Source organism: Streptomyces roseicoloratus (assembly GCF_004117935.1).
GTDB classification, from domain to species: domain Bacteria; phylum Actinomycetota; class Actinomycetes; order Streptomycetales; family Streptomycetaceae; genus Streptomyces; species Streptomyces roseicoloratus.
Genome location: NZ_SDOY01000100.1, coordinates 20,489 through 35,196, shown reverse-complemented (window position 1 = coordinate 35,196; position 14,708 = coordinate 20,489). Strand labels below are relative to the sequence as shown.

The 14,708-nt window shown below is 71.8% G+C and carries 10 protein-coding genes and 6 tRNA genes; 10 read left to right on the top strand and 6 right to left on the bottom strand.

What is annotated here, in order from left to right:
• Positions 1–393: 393 nt before the first annotated feature.
• A tRNA-Asp gene (locus tag ESG85_RS11075) sits at positions 394–467 on the bottom strand.
• A 149-nt stretch (positions 468–616) separates the two neighbouring features.
• Entirely contained in the window at positions 617–4,609 is a 3,993-nt protein-coding gene (gene hrpA / locus ESG85_RS11070) for an ATP-dependent RNA helicase HrpA (protein ID WP_128978020.1), read from the bottom strand.
• A gap of 151 nt (positions 4,610–4,760) precedes the next feature.
• Here hrpA and ESG85_RS11065 point away from each other — a divergent pair, with 151 nt between their 5' ends.
• The 3 genes from ESG85_RS11065 to ESG85_RS11055 all read left to right on the top strand — a co-directional run bounded on the left by ESG85_RS11065 (position 4,761) and on the right by ESG85_RS11055 (position 7,150).
• A complete protein-coding gene (locus tag ESG85_RS11065) occupies positions 4,761–5,180 on the top strand; it encodes a hypothetical protein (protein WP_128978018.1) in 420 nt (139 codons plus the stop codon).
• A gap of 135 nt (positions 5,181–5,315) precedes the next feature.
• Complete coding sequence (locus ESG85_RS11060) at positions 5,316–6,314, top strand: DsbA family protein (protein ID WP_128978016.1); 999 nt, start codon at positions 5,316–5,318, stop codon at positions 6,312–6,314.
• A complete protein-coding gene (locus ESG85_RS11055; protein WP_128978014.1) occupies positions 6,311–7,150 on the top strand; it encodes a cytochrome c biogenesis CcdA family protein in 840 nt (279 codons plus the stop codon). Before ESG85_RS11060 ends, ESG85_RS11055 begins: the two co-directional genes overlap by 4 nt.
• A gap of 196 nt (positions 7,151–7,346) precedes the next feature.
• On the opposite strand, the gene ESG85_RS11050 is transcribed toward ESG85_RS11055, so the two are convergent.
• The 3 genes from ESG85_RS11050 to ESG85_RS11040 form a co-directional block, all read right to left on the bottom strand.
• A tRNA-Phe gene (locus tag ESG85_RS11050) sits at positions 7,347–7,420 on the bottom strand.
• 22 nt (positions 7,421–7,442) lie between these two features.
• A tRNA-Asp gene (locus tag ESG85_RS11045) sits at positions 7,443–7,516 on the bottom strand.
• A 39-nt stretch (positions 7,517–7,555) separates the two neighbouring features.
• Positions 7,556–7,628: transfer RNA gene (locus tag ESG85_RS11040), tRNA-Glu, on the bottom strand.
• A gap of 104 nt (positions 7,629–7,732) precedes the next feature.
• Between ESG85_RS11040 and ESG85_RS11035 the strand changes: the two genes are divergently transcribed.
• From ESG85_RS11035 to ESG85_RS11020, 4 genes are all read left to right on the top strand, one after another.
• The gene (locus ESG85_RS11035) at positions 7,733–8,083 is read left to right on the top strand and encodes a metallopeptidase family protein (RefSeq protein ID WP_181019008.1); all 351 of its coding nucleotides are present in this window, start codon (positions 7,733–7,735) and stop codon (positions 8,081–8,083) included.
• Between the two features lie 394 nt (positions 8,084–8,477).
• Complete coding sequence (locus ESG85_RS11030; RefSeq protein ID WP_128978012.1) at positions 8,478–9,005, top strand: hypothetical protein; 528 nt, start codon at positions 8,478–8,480, stop codon at positions 9,003–9,005.
• Between the two features lie 200 nt (positions 9,006–9,205).
• Positions 9,206–11,482, top strand: a complete 2,277-nt coding sequence (locus tag ESG85_RS11025; protein WP_128978010.1) for a DEAD/DEAH box helicase — start codon at positions 9,206–9,208, stop codon at positions 11,480–11,482.
• Between the two features lie 182 nt (positions 11,483–11,664).
• A tRNA-Lys gene (locus ESG85_RS11020) sits at positions 11,665–11,737 on the top strand.
• Positions 11,738–11,874: 137 nt separating this feature from the next.
• On the opposite strand, the gene sigJ is transcribed toward ESG85_RS11020, so the two are convergent.
• The gene (gene sigJ / locus ESG85_RS11015; protein ID WP_128978008.1) at positions 11,875–12,753 is read right to left on the bottom strand and encodes an RNA polymerase sigma factor SigJ; all 879 of its coding nucleotides are present in this window, start codon (positions 12,751–12,753) and stop codon (positions 11,875–11,877) included.
• A 245-nt stretch (positions 12,754–12,998) separates the two neighbouring features.
• On the opposite strand from sigJ, the gene ESG85_RS11010 reads away from it, so the two are divergent.
• The 3 genes from ESG85_RS11010 to ESG85_RS11000 all read left to right on the top strand — a co-directional run bounded on the left by ESG85_RS11010 (position 12,999) and on the right by ESG85_RS11000 (position 14,678).
• Positions 12,999–13,538, top strand: coding sequence for a rhodanese-like domain-containing protein (locus ESG85_RS11010; RefSeq protein WP_128978006.1), 540 nt, complete (start codon positions 12,999–13,001; stop codon positions 13,536–13,538).
• A 142-nt stretch (positions 13,539–13,680) separates the two neighbouring features.
• Positions 13,681–13,754: transfer RNA gene (locus ESG85_RS11005), tRNA-Met, on the top strand.
• Between the two features lie 183 nt (positions 13,755–13,937).
• The gene (locus tag ESG85_RS11000; protein ID WP_128978004.1) at positions 13,938–14,678 is read left to right on the top strand and encodes a MerR family transcriptional regulator; all 741 of its coding nucleotides are present in this window, start codon (positions 13,938–13,940) and stop codon (positions 14,676–14,678) included.
• The last annotated feature ends 30 nt before the right edge of the window (positions 14,679–14,708 follow it).

Genomic DNA, 14,708 nt, shown 5'->3' with positions numbered 1-14,708 from the left:
ATCTTTTTGTGTCTGCGGGTGTCTGCGGGTGTCCGCGGGTGTCCGCGGGTGCCTGTGAGCCCCTGTGGGTGTGCCTGCCGGGGGCCGGCTGCGGGGCAACTGCCTGTCGGCTGCGGGCGGGCGGCGGGCGGGCAGTGGGCGGGCGGCGGACCCGCGTAGACCTGGTGCAATTGCACATATTAAATCGGGGCCATGTAGGAAGGGTGTAAGTGAGACAGTTCCTGAAACCGATTCAGTGACTCCCGTCACATCGCGGAACCCTTGCCCCCGAACAGCCTTCCACCCCCCGAGAGTTCACCAACCCGCCGTTGGTCACCCGTTGGTGGGACCTTCGTCCCTCGTTCGAGGGAACGCAAGAAGGCCCGCACCGAACGGTGCGGGCCTTCTTCGCGGCGATCCTGACGGGACTTGAACCCGCGACCTCCACCTTGACAGGGTGGCGAGCTAACCAACTGCTCCACAGGACCTTCGCAGCCTCTGAAGCGTGGCTGCGAGGAAAACTGTACAGCAGGTCAGCGGTCTGGTCGAACCGGGTCCGGCGGGCCCTCCGGCGGGCCCGGACAGGCTCCGCGCACCGGCCCGCCGGAGGCGCTCTGCCGGGCCGGTGCTGGACGCCCTACCGGGCCGGCTGGGGCACGGCCGCGTCGATCGCCTTCACGATCCGCTTGTCCGAGACCGGGTACGCCGTGCCCAGCGCGTGCGCGAAGTAGCTGACGCGCAGCTCCTCCACCATCCAGCGGATGTCCGTGACCGAGGACGGCACCGGACGGCCCTTCGGGAGCTGTTCGAGCAGCCACGCGTACTCGTCCAGCATCTCGTGCACCTTCTCCATGCGGGTGGTGTCCCGCTGCACGCCCGTCGGCATCTGCTGCAGCCGCCGGTCCACCGCCACCAGGTAGCGCATCAGGTCCGGCAGCCGCTTCAGGCCGGTACGCGTGACGAAGCCGGCCGGCACCAGCCAGGACAGCTGCTCCCGCACGTCCTGGAGGTTCGGCAGCAGCGCCGGGCTGCTCGTCGCCTTCAGCCGCCGCTCGCAGGCCTGCCAGGCCGCCAGCACCTGCTGCACCTGGCCCACCGTCCGTACGGTCAGCTCGACCAGGTCGGCGCGCACCTTGTCGTACAGCTTCCGGAACGACTCCTCGTCCCAGGCGGGGCCGCCGTGGTCGGCGATCAGCTTGTCGGCGGCGGCGGTCGCGCAGTCGTCGAACAGGGCCTGGATCGAGCCGTGCGGGTTCGCGGAGAGGGCCAGCTTCTGCTGGTTGGTCAGCCGGTCCGAGGCGAACTTCGCCGGGTTCACCGGGATGTTCAGCATGATCAGCTTCCGGGTGCCCCGCCACATCGCCTGCGCCTGCTCGGCCTCCGAGTCGAAGAGCCGCACGGCGACGCTGTCGCCCTCGTCCACCAGCGCCGGGAACGCCTTGACCGGCTGGCCCGCCCGCTTGGTCTCGAAGACCTTCACGAGCGTGCCGATCGTCCAGTCCTTCAGCCCCGCGCGCTCCAGGGAAGGCCCGGAGCCGTCCGGGCCCGCCGTGGCCGCCTTGGCCGCCTTGGAGAGCGCCTGGCGGGCCTTGGGACGCAGCCGGAGCCTGAGCGTCTCCAGGTCCTTGTCCTCGGCCAGCTTGCGGCGCCGCTCGTCGACGATCCGGAAGGTGATCTTGAGGTGCTCGGGCACCTTCGCCCAGTCGAAGTCCTCGGCCGTCACCGGGACACCGACCATCCGCTGGAGTTCGCGGGCGAGCGCGGTGGTCAGCGGCTCCTGCACCGGCACGACCGAGTCCAGGAAGCGACCCGCGAAGTTCGGCGCGGGCACGTAGTGACGGCGGATCGGCTTGGGCAGCGAGCGGATCAGCTCCGTCACGACCTCCTCGCGCAGACCCGGGATCTGCCAGTCGAAGCCCTCGTCCGTCACCTGGTTCAGCACCTGGAGCGGCACGTGGACGGTGACGCCGTCCGCGTCCGCGCCCGGCTCGAACTGGTACGTCACCCGGAACTTCAGCGCGCCCTGCCGCCACGAGTCCGGATAGTCGTCCTTGGTGACCGCACCCGCCTTCTCGTTGATGAGCATCTCGCGCTCGAAGTCGAGGAACTCCGGCTCCTCGCGGCGCTTGTGCTTCCACCACGAGTCGAAGTGGGCGCCGGACACGACGTGTTCGGGCACCCGCTTGTCGTAGAAGTCGAACAGGGTCTCGTCGTCCACGAGGATGTCGCGGCGCCGGGCCCGGTGCTCCAGTTCCTCGACCTCGGTGAGCAGCTTGCGGTTGTCGGCGAAGAACTTGTGGTGGGTGCGCCAGTCGCCCTCGACGAGCGCGTTGCGGATGAACAGCTCGCGGGAGACCTCGGGGTCGACCCGGCCGTAGTTCACCTTGCGGTCGGCGACGATCGGCACGCCGTACAGCGTCACCTTCTCGTACGCCATCACGGCCGCCTGGTCCTTCTCCCAGTGCGGCTCGCTGTACGTCTTCTTCACCAGGTGCTGGGCCAGCGGCTCGATCCACTCGGGCTCGATCCGCGCGTTCACCCGGGCCCACAGCCGCGAGGTCTCCACCAGCTCGGCGGACATCACCATGCGCGGCGGCTTCTTGAAGAGCGCGGAGCCCGGGAAGATCGCGAACTTGGCGTTGCGGGCGCCGAGGTACTCGTTCCGGCTGCCCTCCCGCTTCTGGTCCCGGCCCTCCTTGGACTCCTTCACGTCCTTGAGGCCGATGTGGGAAAGCAGGCCGGCGAGCAGGGAGACGTGCACGGACTGCTCGGGGGCGGCAGCGTCCGCCGAGGGCTCCTCGAGGTGGAGCCCCATCTGCTTGGCGACCGCGCGCAGCTGCGCGTAGATGTCCTGCCACTCGCGGATGCGCAGGAAGTTCAGGTACTCCTGCTTGCACATCCGGCGGAACGACGACGATCCGCGCTCCTTCTGCTGCTCGCGGACGTAGCGCCAGAGGTTGAGGAAGGCGAGGAAGTCGCTGGTCTCGTCCTTGAAGCGGGCGTGCAGCTGGTCGGCCTGCGCCTGCTTCTCGGCCGGCCGCTCGCGCGGGTCCTGGATGGACAGCGCCGCGGCGATGACCATGACCTCCCGTACGCAGCCGTTCCTGTCGGCCTCCAGGACCATGCGGGCGAGCCGCGGGTCGACGGGCAGCTGGGACAGCTTCCGGCCCTGCTCCGTCAGCCGCTTCTTCGGGTCCTTCTGCGTCGGGTCGAGCGCGCCCAGCTCCTGGAGGAGCTGCTCGCCGTCCCGGATGTTGCGGTGGTCCGGCGGGTCGATGAACGGGAACTTCTCGATGTCGCCGAGACCTGCCGCGGTCATCTGGAGGATGACGGAGGCGAGGTTGGTGCGGAGGATCTCCGCGTCCGTGAACTCGGGGCGGGTGAGGAAGTCGTCCTCCGAGTACAGCCGGATGCAGATGCCGTCCGAGGTACGGCCGCAGCGGCCCTTGCGCTGGTTGGCGCTGGCCTGGCTGATCGGCTCGATCGGCAGCCGCTGCACCTTGGTGCGGTGCGAGTAGCGCGAGATGCGGGCGGTGCCCGGATCGATCACGTACTTGATGCCGGGGACGGTGAGGGAGGTCTCGGCGACGTTCGTCGCGAGGACGATCCGGCGGCCGGCGTGGGCCTGGAAGACCCGGTGCTGCTCGGCGTGCGAGAGCCGCGCGTAGAGGGGGAGGATCTCGGTGTCGGGGAGCCTCCTCTTGCCGAGCGCGTCCGCCGTGTCGCGGATCTCCCGCTCGCCGGAGAGGAAGACCAGGACGTCGCCCGGTCCTTCCTTGCGGAGCTCGTCGACGGCGTCGCAGATCGCGGTGATCTGGTCGCGGTCGGCCTCGTCGGAGTCCTCCTCCAGGAGGGGCCGGTAGCGCACCTCGACCGGATACGTCCGTCCGCTGACCTCGACGATCGGCGCGTCGCCGAAGTGACGGGAGAAGCGCTCCGGATCGATGGTCGCGGAGGTGATCACGACCTTGAGGTCGGGGCGCTTCGGCAGCAGCTGGGCCAGATAGCCGAGCAGGAAGTCGATGTTGAGGGACCGCTCGTGGGCCTCGTCGATGATGATCGTGTCGTACGCGCGCAGCTCGCGGTCCGTCTGGATCTCGGCGAGCAGGATGCCGTCCGTCATCAGCTTGACGAAGGTCTCGTCCTGGTTCACCTGGTCGGTGAACCGGACCTTCCAGCCGACCGCCTCGCCGAGCGGCGTTCTCAGCTCCTCGGCGACGCGCTCGGCGACCGTACGGGCGGCGATCCGGCGCGGCTGGGTGTGCCCGATCATGCCCCGGACGCCCCGGCCGAGCTCCAGGCAGATCTTCGGGATCTGCGTGGTCTTTCCGGAACCGGTCTCACCGGCGACGATCACGACCTGGTGGTCGCGTATCGCCTCGGCGATCTCGTCCTTCTTCTGGGAGACGGGCAGCTGTTCGGGGTACGAGACGGCGGGCACCCGCGCGGCGCGCGCGTCGACCCGGTCCTTGGCCTTGCCGGCCTCGGCGGCGATCTCGTCCAGGACGGCCTGGCGGGCTTCGGGCTTGCGGATGCGGCGGGCGCCTTCGAGACGGCGGCCGAGCCGGTGGGAGTCCCGCAGCGAGACCTCGGCCAGGACGGACTGGAGGGCGGCGAAGGAAGTAGACATACGGGATCCAGGATCGCACCTGCGGCCGAGAAGCGGCGAACCCATTTACGAGCGGCTCGAGGGCGGGCGCGGTGTCGCTGCGTAGTATTTCGGGCACAACGCCTGACACCGTCCGACTCCGCCCCGTTTCCACCCCCTGAAAGGTTTCTCCATGACCTCCGGCACCGGCAGCCCGCGTGCGACGCCGGCCGCTGCCGTCGCCGCGCTGGTGGGTCTGGTGGTGGGACTGCTGCTGTTCTGCGGGGCGGGAGCCGGCGCCGCCGCCGCTCCGGCGGGGCAGCCGCGGGAGGTCGCCGTGGCCGCGGCGCCGGGAGAGGCCGCCGTAGCCGCCGTCTCGGGCCCGGCAGGCCCGGGCTGCGGGCAGGACCACGGCGGCGACCAGGGGGCCGCGACCCCCGCCGTACCGCCGCGCTCGCACGCCCTCGGCGAGCTGCTGCCCGCGCCGGCGGGGGAGCGCACGCCGTGCGGCGGCTGGGGCGCGGACCAGGACGAGGCGGCCACGGTGCCGGGCCCGGAGCCGCCGGAGCTGGTACCGCCGACGCACGTGGAGCTGTCGGTCCTGAGGGTCTAGGGGGTCTGGAGGGCCTCGGGGGCCTCGGGGCCTGGAGGGGCACGCGTACCCGCCCCCTCCCTCCTTTGGCTGTTCCCTTTCCTCCCTTCCCCATCCTTCTTTCCCTTCCCTCTCCGTCCTCAGGAGCGCTTCAGCATGCCCAAGCCCAGGTCCAAGCCCGCGTCGGTCTCCGCGGCGAAGCCCAGGCCCGCGTCGGTCTCCGCGGCGAAGCCCAGGCCCGCGTCGGTCTCCGCGACGAAGTCCACGTCCGCGTCCAAGGGTGGCGCCGCCTCCCGGTCCAAGCCCGTCGTCATCGTCGCCGGCGTGGCCCTGGCCGCCACGCTGCTCGGTGTCGTCTCGTACGCGACCACCAAGCCGTCCTCGCCGTCCGGGGGCGCCGGTACCTCCGTGGCGGAGGTCACCGCCGACCCGGCCGCCGGCGTCTACCCCGAGCTGGAGGCCTACGCCCGCCGCGACGCCTCCGACGGACTGGCCCTGGGCCGGGCCGACGCGCCCGTCGTCCTGATCGAGTACGCCGACTTCAAGTGCGGCTTCTGCGGGAAGTTCGCGCGGGACACCGAGCCCGAGCTGGTGAAGAAGTACGTGGACGCCGGCACCCTGCGCATCGAGTGGCGCAACTTCCCGATCTTCGGCGAGGAGTCGGAGGCGGCGGCCCGGGCCTCGTGGGCGGCCGGGCAGCAGGGCCGCTTCTGGGAGTTCCACAAGGCCGCGTACGCACCGGGCGCGAAGGAGAAGGGCTTCGGCGAGGAGCGCCTGACGGCCCTCGCGAAGGAGGCGGGCGTCGCCGACCTCGCGCGCTTCACGCGGGACGCGGACAGTGCGGCGGCCCGCGAGGCGGTGAGCAAGGACCAGGAGCAGGGCTACTCGCTCGGCGCGACGTCCACGCCGTCCTTCCTGGTCAACGGTCGCCCGATCGCCGGAGCCCAGCCGATGGAGACGTTCACGGAGGCCATCGAGGCGGCGGCGAAGGCGGCGAAGTCACGGAAGCCGGCGACGACCGGCGGGGCGGCGACGTCGGGGAAGCCGGCGACGTCGGGGCAAGCGGCGACGTCAGGGGCGTCGGACTCGGGGTCGGGGTCGGGGTCGGGGGCGGAGTCGGGGAAGGCGCCGGCGGCCGGCGGGGCCGGGCAGTGACCTCGGGCATCGGCTACTTCGCGGCCTTCCTCGGCGGGCTGCTCGCCCTCCTCAGCCCGTGCAGCGCCCTGCTGCTGCCCGCCTTCTTCGCGTACTCGATGGAGACCCGGGCGAAGCTCGTGGCCAGGACCGGGATCTTCTACGCGGGCCTGGCCACCACCCTCGTCCCGCTGGGCGCGGCCGGCTCCTTCGCCGGGCGGCTCTTCTACGGCCACCGGGACCTGCTGGTCGCCCTCGGCGGCTGGACGATCGTGGCCCTGGGCGTGCTGCAGATCCTCGGCCTGGGCTTCGCCTCCCGCCGGATGAGCGAGGCGAGCGGCCGGATCCGGCCCACGACCGCGCTCTCCGTCTACGCCCTCGGCCTGGTCTACGGCCTGGCCGGCTTCTGCGCGGGCCCCATCCTGGGCAGCGTCCTGACGGTGGCCGCGCTCAGCGGCAGCCCGGCCTACGGCGGCCTGCTCCTCGCGGTGTACGCGCTGGGCATGGCGGTGCCGCTGTTCGTGCTCGCGCTGCTCTGGGAGCGGTACGAGCTGGGGCGCAGGCGCTGGCTGCGCGGCCGCCCGGTCCGCGTCGGCCGCTTCGAGGCCCACTCGACCTCGCTGCTCTCGGGCCTCTTCTTCGTCGTCCTCGGCACGCTGTTCCTGGTCTTCGACGGGACGACCGCGCTGCCGGGCCTGCTGTCCGTCGACGACTCCTTCGCGGTGGAGGAGCGGGTGGCCGCATGGGGCCGCGCGGTCCCGGACTGGGCCCTGCTCGTCGCGGTGGTGGCCGTGGTGGCGCTGGTGCTCGCGCTGCGGGCCCGTAAGGGAGACCGGGAGGACCGGACCGCGGAGTGATGTCGCCCCGGACCTCCCCTACGGGTGGGGTCCGGGACCCAGCGGCGTGAGGTCCGGGCGGGACGGGTCCGGGCGGGAAGGGTCCGGGGGCGTGGAGGCGTGGAGGCGTGGAGGCGTGCGGACCGCGCGGGAGGGCGTGCGGACCGCACGGAGAAACGAAGAAGGCCCCATTCTCTCGAACGGGGCCTTCACTCTGTGGCTGGGGCCGGGGTCGAACCGGCGACCTATCGCTTTTCAGGCGATCGCTCGTACCAACTGAGCTACCCAGCCACGAAGCTGTTTCCAGCTCCAGCGATCCTGACGGGACTTGAACCCGCGACCTCCACCTTGACAGGGTGGCGAGCTAACCAACTGCTCCACAGGACCTTGCAGCGTGCGAGAACAAGTCTCGCACACGGTTGTGCGTGCCCCCAACGGGATTCGAACCCGTGCTACCGCCTTGAAAGGGCGGCGTCCTGGGCCACTAGACGATGAGGGCTAAGGGCCCACCTGGGCGCTTCTCAGCGCGTCGGGGACGTGAGAAGCATATGGGATGGCGGGCGGTATCGCCAAAACGGTTTCCCCGGGAGGGAGAATGGGCGCGTGCTGGAGATGACGCGCGAGGAGTTCGAGGAACTCGTCGCCGAAGCCCTGGACCGCATCCCGCCGGAACTCACCCGGCTGATGGACAACGTCGCCGTGTTCGTCGAGGACGAGCCGGCCGCCGACGATCCCGAGCTGCTCGGGCTCTACGAGGGGACGCCGCTGACCGACCGGGGCGAGTGGTACGCCGGGGTGCTCCCGGACCGGGTCACCATCTACCGGGGGCCGACGCTGCGGATGTGCGAGTCGCGCGAGGACGTGGTCGCGGAGACCGAGATCACCGTGGTGCATGAGATCGCCCACCACTTCGGCATCGACGACGAACGGCTGCACGCCCTCGGGTACGGCTGAGCCGCTGGGCGCAACGCGCACGGAGGCAGCCGGGCTGGGGCGCCGTCGAGCGGAGGCGGAGGCGGAGGCGGAGACAAAGGCGGAGGCGGAGCTGCTGAGCCGCACTGAGCCGCACTGAGCCGCAGGACATCCGGCTCCCTTGGCAGGCCTCCCGGGCCCCCTGGCGGGCATCCCGGCTCCCCCTGGCAGGCATCCCGGGCGGTCTCCCCGGTTCCCGGGCGTGTCCCTTGTGGTGCCAAGGGAGTTGGGCAGGGCAACGCGTTCGAACCGCGTCCGTTTCCCTTCCTGCCTGTCGTCGTGTCCTGGAGGTGCCTCCGTGCGCCATTTGCCCAACCCCGTGAGATGGGCCGCCACCGCGTTGGCGGTCGCCGCCTGCGCGGGCCTGAGCGGCTGTATGAGTGTGAGCGACGACGGGGCGAAGCCGGCACCCAGCACCTCGGCCGGCGAGCGCGGCGCGGCGGCCGGTGCCGTCGACGACGCCGGGGTGACCGGCGGGCACGCGGGGAGCGGCTACGACCGTACGGGCCGCAGCGGGCCCGACCCGGACGGCGAGGGCACGGAGACGCCCGTGCCGAGCGACTCGCCGACGGCCTCGGCCGAGCCGTCCGAGGCGGTCGGCCCGGTGGGCCCGGGCAGCTCGCCGAAGCCGCAGCAGCCGCCGGGCGGCGAGCCGGCCGACGGGGGTGGCGCGGGTGGCGGTTCCGGTGCGCCGGGCGGTGGCGAGACCACGCCACCGGTGGACCCGACGCCCGAGCCGAGCCAGGAGCCGAGCCCGTCGCAGGAGCCGACGGTCGAACCGACGGTCACCGAAACGCCGACGACGACGCCCGGCGCGGACACCCACATGGGGGCCATGCGGGCCGCCGAGCGGCGCGGCGGGCCGGCCGAGCCGGACGCATCGCCGCAGGCAGGGCCGGTGTGACGCAGCGCGGTTTGCCTTGGGTGGGGGAGAGTGCGTATGGTGGTAGATCGTTTGATCCCATTTGCCCGGCGCCAAGACCGAAGAGCGCCGTGACTGGCGCGTACTCTCCCTTGCCGTGGCTGACCGCATTGAGGCGGTCGTAGTGCGAAACACGGAGTTGACGGGCGCGTGCCGAGACTCCGGAAGGTTTCGCATTTCGCATGTCCATTTTCAGTTCTGATCACGCCGTCCTGCCCGAGAACGACGAGATCCTCGACGTCGTCGAGGTCGTCGAGGCCGACGTCATGACGACCAGCGTCGAGCCCTTCGAGGCCGACGGCGCGTCCTCCGACGAGACGTCCGCCGACGAGGCCCCCGAGACCCCCGAGCTCACCTTCGGTGACCTGGGTCTCCCCGAGGGCATCGTGCGCAAGCTCGCCCAGAACGGCGTGACCACGCCCTTCCCGATCCAGGCCGCGACCATCCCGGACGCCCTGGCCGGCAAGGACATCCTCGGCCGTGGCCGTACCGGCTCCGGCAAGACCCTCTCCTTCGGCCTCCCGCTGCTCGCCACCCTGGCCGGCGGCGAGACCGAGAAGAAGAAGCCCCGCGGCGTCATCCTCACCCCGACCCGTGAGCTCGCGATGCAGGTCGCGGACGCCCTCCAGCCGTACGGCGACGTGCTCGGCCTCCGCATGAAGGTCGTGTGCGGCGGTACGTCGATGGGCAACCAGATCTACGCCCTGGAGCGCGGCGTCGACATCCTCGTCGCCACCCCGGGCCGACTGCGCGACGTCATCAACCGCGGCGCCTGCTCCCTGGAGCAGGTCCAGGTCGCCGTCCTCGACGAGGCCGACCAGATGGCCGACCTGGGCTTCCTGCCCGAGGTCACCGAGCTCCTCGACCAGGTCCCGACGGGCGGTCAGCGCCTGCTGTTCTCGGCCACCCTCGAGAACGAGATCGACACCCTGGTCAAGCGCTACCTGGTGAACCCGATCACGCACGAGGTCGACCCGTCCGCCGGCGCCGTCACGACGATGACCCACCACGTCCTGGTCGTGAAGCCGAAGGACAAGGCCCCGGTCACCGCCGCGATCGCCGCCCGCAAGGGCCGCACGATCATCTTCGTCCGCACCCAGCTGGGCGCGGACCGCGTCGCCGAGCAGCTGCGCGACGCCGGCGTGAAGGCCGACGCGCTGCACGGCGGCATGACCCAGGGCGCCCGTACGCGCACCCTGGCCGACTTCAAGGACGGTTACGTCAACGTCCTCGTCGCCACCGACGTCGCCGCCCGCGGCATCCACGTCGACGGCATCGACCTGGTCCTCAACGTGGACCCGGCCGGTGACCACAAGGACTACCTGCACCGCTCGGGCCGTACCGCCCGTGCCGGCCGCTCCGGTGTCGTGGTCTCCCTGGCCCTGCCGCACCAGCGCCGCCAGATCTTCCGCCTGATGGAGGACGCGGGCGTGGACGCCTCGCGCCATATCGTCGGCGGTGCGGGCGCGTTCGACCCCGAGGTCGCCGAGATCACCGGCGCCCGTTCGCTGACCGAGGTCCAGGCCGACTCCGCGAACAACGCCGCCAAGCAGGCCGAGCGCGAGGTCGCCGACCTGACCAAGCAGCTGGAGCGCCTGCAGCGTCGTGCCGTCGAGCTGCGCGAGGAGGCCGACCGCCTGGTGGCCCGCGCCGCCCGCGAGCGCGGTGAGGACCCGGAGGCCGCCGTCGCCGAGGTGACCGAGGCCGCCGAGGCCGAGCTCGCCGCCGCCGCTGCCGCCGCCGAGGCGGAGCGGGCCCGTGAGGAGCGCCGCGCGGCCGAGCGCCGCGAGGACCGCCGCGACGACCGTCCGTTCAACCGCGACCGCCGCGACGACCGCGGTGGTGACCGTGGTGGTGACCGTGGTGGCTTCCGCCGTGACAACGACCGTCCGTCGTTCCGTCGCGACGACCGCCGTGACGACCGCGGTGACCGTGGTGGCGACCGTGGTGGCTTCCGCCGCGACGACCGCCGTGACAACGACCGTCCGTTCAACCGCGACCGTCGTGACGACCGTGGCGGCTTCGAGCGCCGTGACGACCGCGGCGGCGACCGTGGCGGTGACCGTGGTGGCTTCCGCCGCGACGACCGCCGTGACAACGACCGTCCGTTCAACCGCGACCGTCGTGACGACCGTGGCGGCTTCGAGCGCCGTGACGACCGCGGCGGCGACCGCGGCGGTGACCGTGGCGGCTTCCGCCGCGACAACGACCGTCCGTCGTTCCGCCGTGACGAGCGCCGTGACGACCGTGGCGGCTTCCGCCGCGACGACCGCCCCTCCGGCGGCCACCGTGGCAGCGACCGTCCCTTCAACCGCGACCGTCGCGACGACCGCCCGTCGGGTGGCTTCCGCCGCGACGACCACCGCCCCTCGGGCGGCGGCTTCCGCCGTGACGACCACCGCCCGTCCGGCGGCGGCTTCCGCCGCGACGACAAGCCGCGCTGGAAGCGCAACGGCTGACACCGCATCGGCTGACCCCGGTCCGCCACAGTGACGCCCGCATCCCCTGCACGGGGGATGCGGGCGTTCCGCTGTACGACCGCCCTGCGCCCGGCCCCGGCACGCCCAAGGTGTGCCGGGGCCGATACCCGATCGGTTTCACAGAGCTCTCGGGCTATGCTGCACGGGTGTGCTTGTGCCACGGGCCGTTAGCTCAATTGGCAGAGCAGCGGACTTTTAATCCGTTGGTTGTGGGTTCGAGTCCCACACGGCCTACCGAGAAGCCCCCGCCTCGTCCGAGGCCGGGGGCTTCGGCATGAGCGGACGGCGCGGGCGGGGCCGGGTGCGAGAGGCTCTGGCGGGTGGCCACCCGTGCCCGTGCGACACGGCCCGCGCGCCTTCCTGAGCGGGCGTCAGCGCACTCCCAGTGCCGCCAGTCGCTCCGGGTCCGCCACGATGTCGATGCGGACGATGCGGACGATGCGGGTGTCGGTGATCGTGAAGGCCATCAGGCCCACCGGGGTGCCGTTCACGAGGGAGACGAGGCCCGCGGCGCCGTTGACGGTGACGTTGCGGGAGTCGTGGCGGAACTTCGCGAAGGTGAGGGCCTGGGCGGTGACCGCCTCGGCGCCGCGGACCAGCTTGGAGGCGGCCGCGGCGAGGTCGCCGCCGTCGACGCGGAGCAGCACGTCGGGGTCCAGGACGGCGAGCAGGCCCTCGAAGTCGCCGGCCTGGGAGGCGGCGAGGAACGCGTCGACGACCTGGCGCTGCCGGGCCGCGTCCGGCGCCGGTGCCGGGGCCGCGCCCTGGACGCGCCGGCGGGCCCGGCTGGCGAGCTGACGGGTGGCGGCGGGCGTGCGGTCGACGATCGGCGCGATCTCGTCGAAGGACACCGAGAACATGTCGTGGAGCACGAAGGCGAGCCGCTCCGCCGGGCTCAGGGTCTCCAGGACGACGAGCAGGGCCAGGCCCACGGAGTCCGCGAGCAGGGCCTCCTGTTCGGGGTCGGCAGCGCCCTCCTCCCGTACGACCGGGTCGGGCAGGGCGTACTCCAGCGGGTCCTCGCGCCGGGAGGCGCGCGAGCGCAGCATGTCGAGGCAGACCCGGCCCACGACGGTCGTCAGCCAGCCGCTGAGGTTGCGCACGTCACCGACGTCGGAGCGGTTCAGCTTGATCCAGGTCTCCTGGACGGCGTCCTCCGCCTCGCTCAGCGAGCCGAGCATCCGGTACGCGACCGCCCGCAGGTGGCCTCGGTCGGCCTGGAAACGTTCCGCCAGGAGTTCCTTGTCCATCGTTCCTTCTCATCCCTTCGCGCCCGCGTCGCCGTCACCGCTTTGACGGATGGGGGAGCGGAAAGGTGACGCGTCCCGTCGCGCCGGAACGTGAGCGTCCCGTCGCGCGGGAACGTGAGCGTCCCGTCCCGGTGTGTGAGATCCCCGCCGTACGACGCCCCACGCGCGGGAATCCCCGGCCGTACCCCCGACAAGCCGTGGATCACCACTTCAGCGCGGTGAACGCCGTCCCTAGATTGATCACCATGACGACGACAACGCAGCAGGTCAACCCCGCAATCCCGGCCGCCCCCGCCACCGCCGCCAACCCCGTCAACGCCGTTCTCCGGACGCCTCCCGCCTCCCCGGCTGCCGCCGCGGCCTACTTCTCCGCCAGCCTCGCCTTCCACGCCGACGTCTCCGACGTGGCCTCCGCCCTGGCCGACGCGCGGGCCACCGGCGGCGACCCCGGCTTCGTCGTGATCGACTCCCGGTCGACCGCCTCCTGGGACCAGGGGCACGTCCCCGGCGCCGTACACCTGCCGACCGCACTCGTCCCCGAGCAGGCCGAGCAGCTCCTCGACAAGAGCGTCCCGGTCGTCACGTACTGCTGGGGCCCCGGCTGCAACGGCGCCACGCGCGCCGCGCTGGCCCTCGCCGAGCTGGGCTTCCAGGTGAAGGAGATGCTGGGCGGCTTCGAGTACTGGGTGCGCGAGGGCTTCGCGTACGAGACCTGGGAAGGGCCCGCCCGGAAGGAGGCGGACCCGCTCACGGCGCCCGTCGACGACGAGGACTGCGGCTGCTGAGCGAGGGAAGACCGTGCCGGAAGGCAGGGCGGGTGGCGAGGCGGGAGGCGAGGCGGAGGGCGGGCTGGAGTGTCCGCCGGGGGCCCTGCCGGTAATGGATTTCGTGACCTGGGCATTCATGCCGTAAGGTGGTGTTCACCGACGCGGGGTGGAGCAGCTCGGTAGCTCGCTGGGCTCATAACCCAGAGGTCGCAGGTTCAAATCCTGTCCCCGCTACTCAGTAGCACGAAGGCCCGGATCGTTTCGACGATCCGGGCCTTCGTCGTCTCCGGCGTTCCCGGCGTTCCCGGCGTTCCCGGCGATGCCGGAGACCACCTCCTCGTGGACGTTCGGCCACCGCTTCGTGCCGGGTTCCTCCCGCTTGACCTTTACGTAACGTCAAGTTCTACCGTTCTCGGCATGGAGTGGTCGATCCAGGAGATCGCCAGGAAGGCCGGCACCACCAGCCGCACGCTGCGCCACTACGGCGAGCTGGGGCTGCTGGAGCCGAGCCGGGTCGGCGCGAACGGTTACCGGTACTACGACCAGGCGGCGCTCGTGCGGCTGCAGCGGATCCTGCTGCTGCGCGAGCTGGGGCTCTCGCTCGCCGCCATCGCCGAGGTCCTCGAAGGCCAGCGGGACCCCTCGGCCGCCCTGCGCACGCATCTGGCCCTCCTGGAACAGGAGCGCGAGCGCATCGGGCGGCAGATCGAGGCCGTGCGCACCACCCTCCACAAGACCGAGAGAGGAGAACAGCTCATGGCCGAGGAAGTCTTCGACGGCTTCGACCACACGAGGTACGAGGCCGAGGTGACCGAGCGCTGGGGCCGCGAGGCGTACGAGAAGGGCGACCGCTGGTGGCGGTCGCTCGGCGACGCGGAGAAGAAGGCGTTCCTGGAACAGCAGGCCGCCATCGCCCGCGACTACGGCGCGGCCGCCGCGCGCGGGCTCGCGCCCGACAGCGACGAGGTGCAGGCGATCACGCGGCGCCACTACGAGTGGCTGTCGATCACGACGACGCCCGGCAGGGAGTACTTCGTCGGGCTCGGGCGGATGTACGTCGACGACCCGCGCTTCACGAAGAACTACGACAGACACGGCGCCGGCACGGCCGTCCTCGTCCGGGACGCCATGGCCGTCTTCGCCGAGCGGAACCTGTAGCGCCCGGACGGCGACCCGCCCTCCCGTACG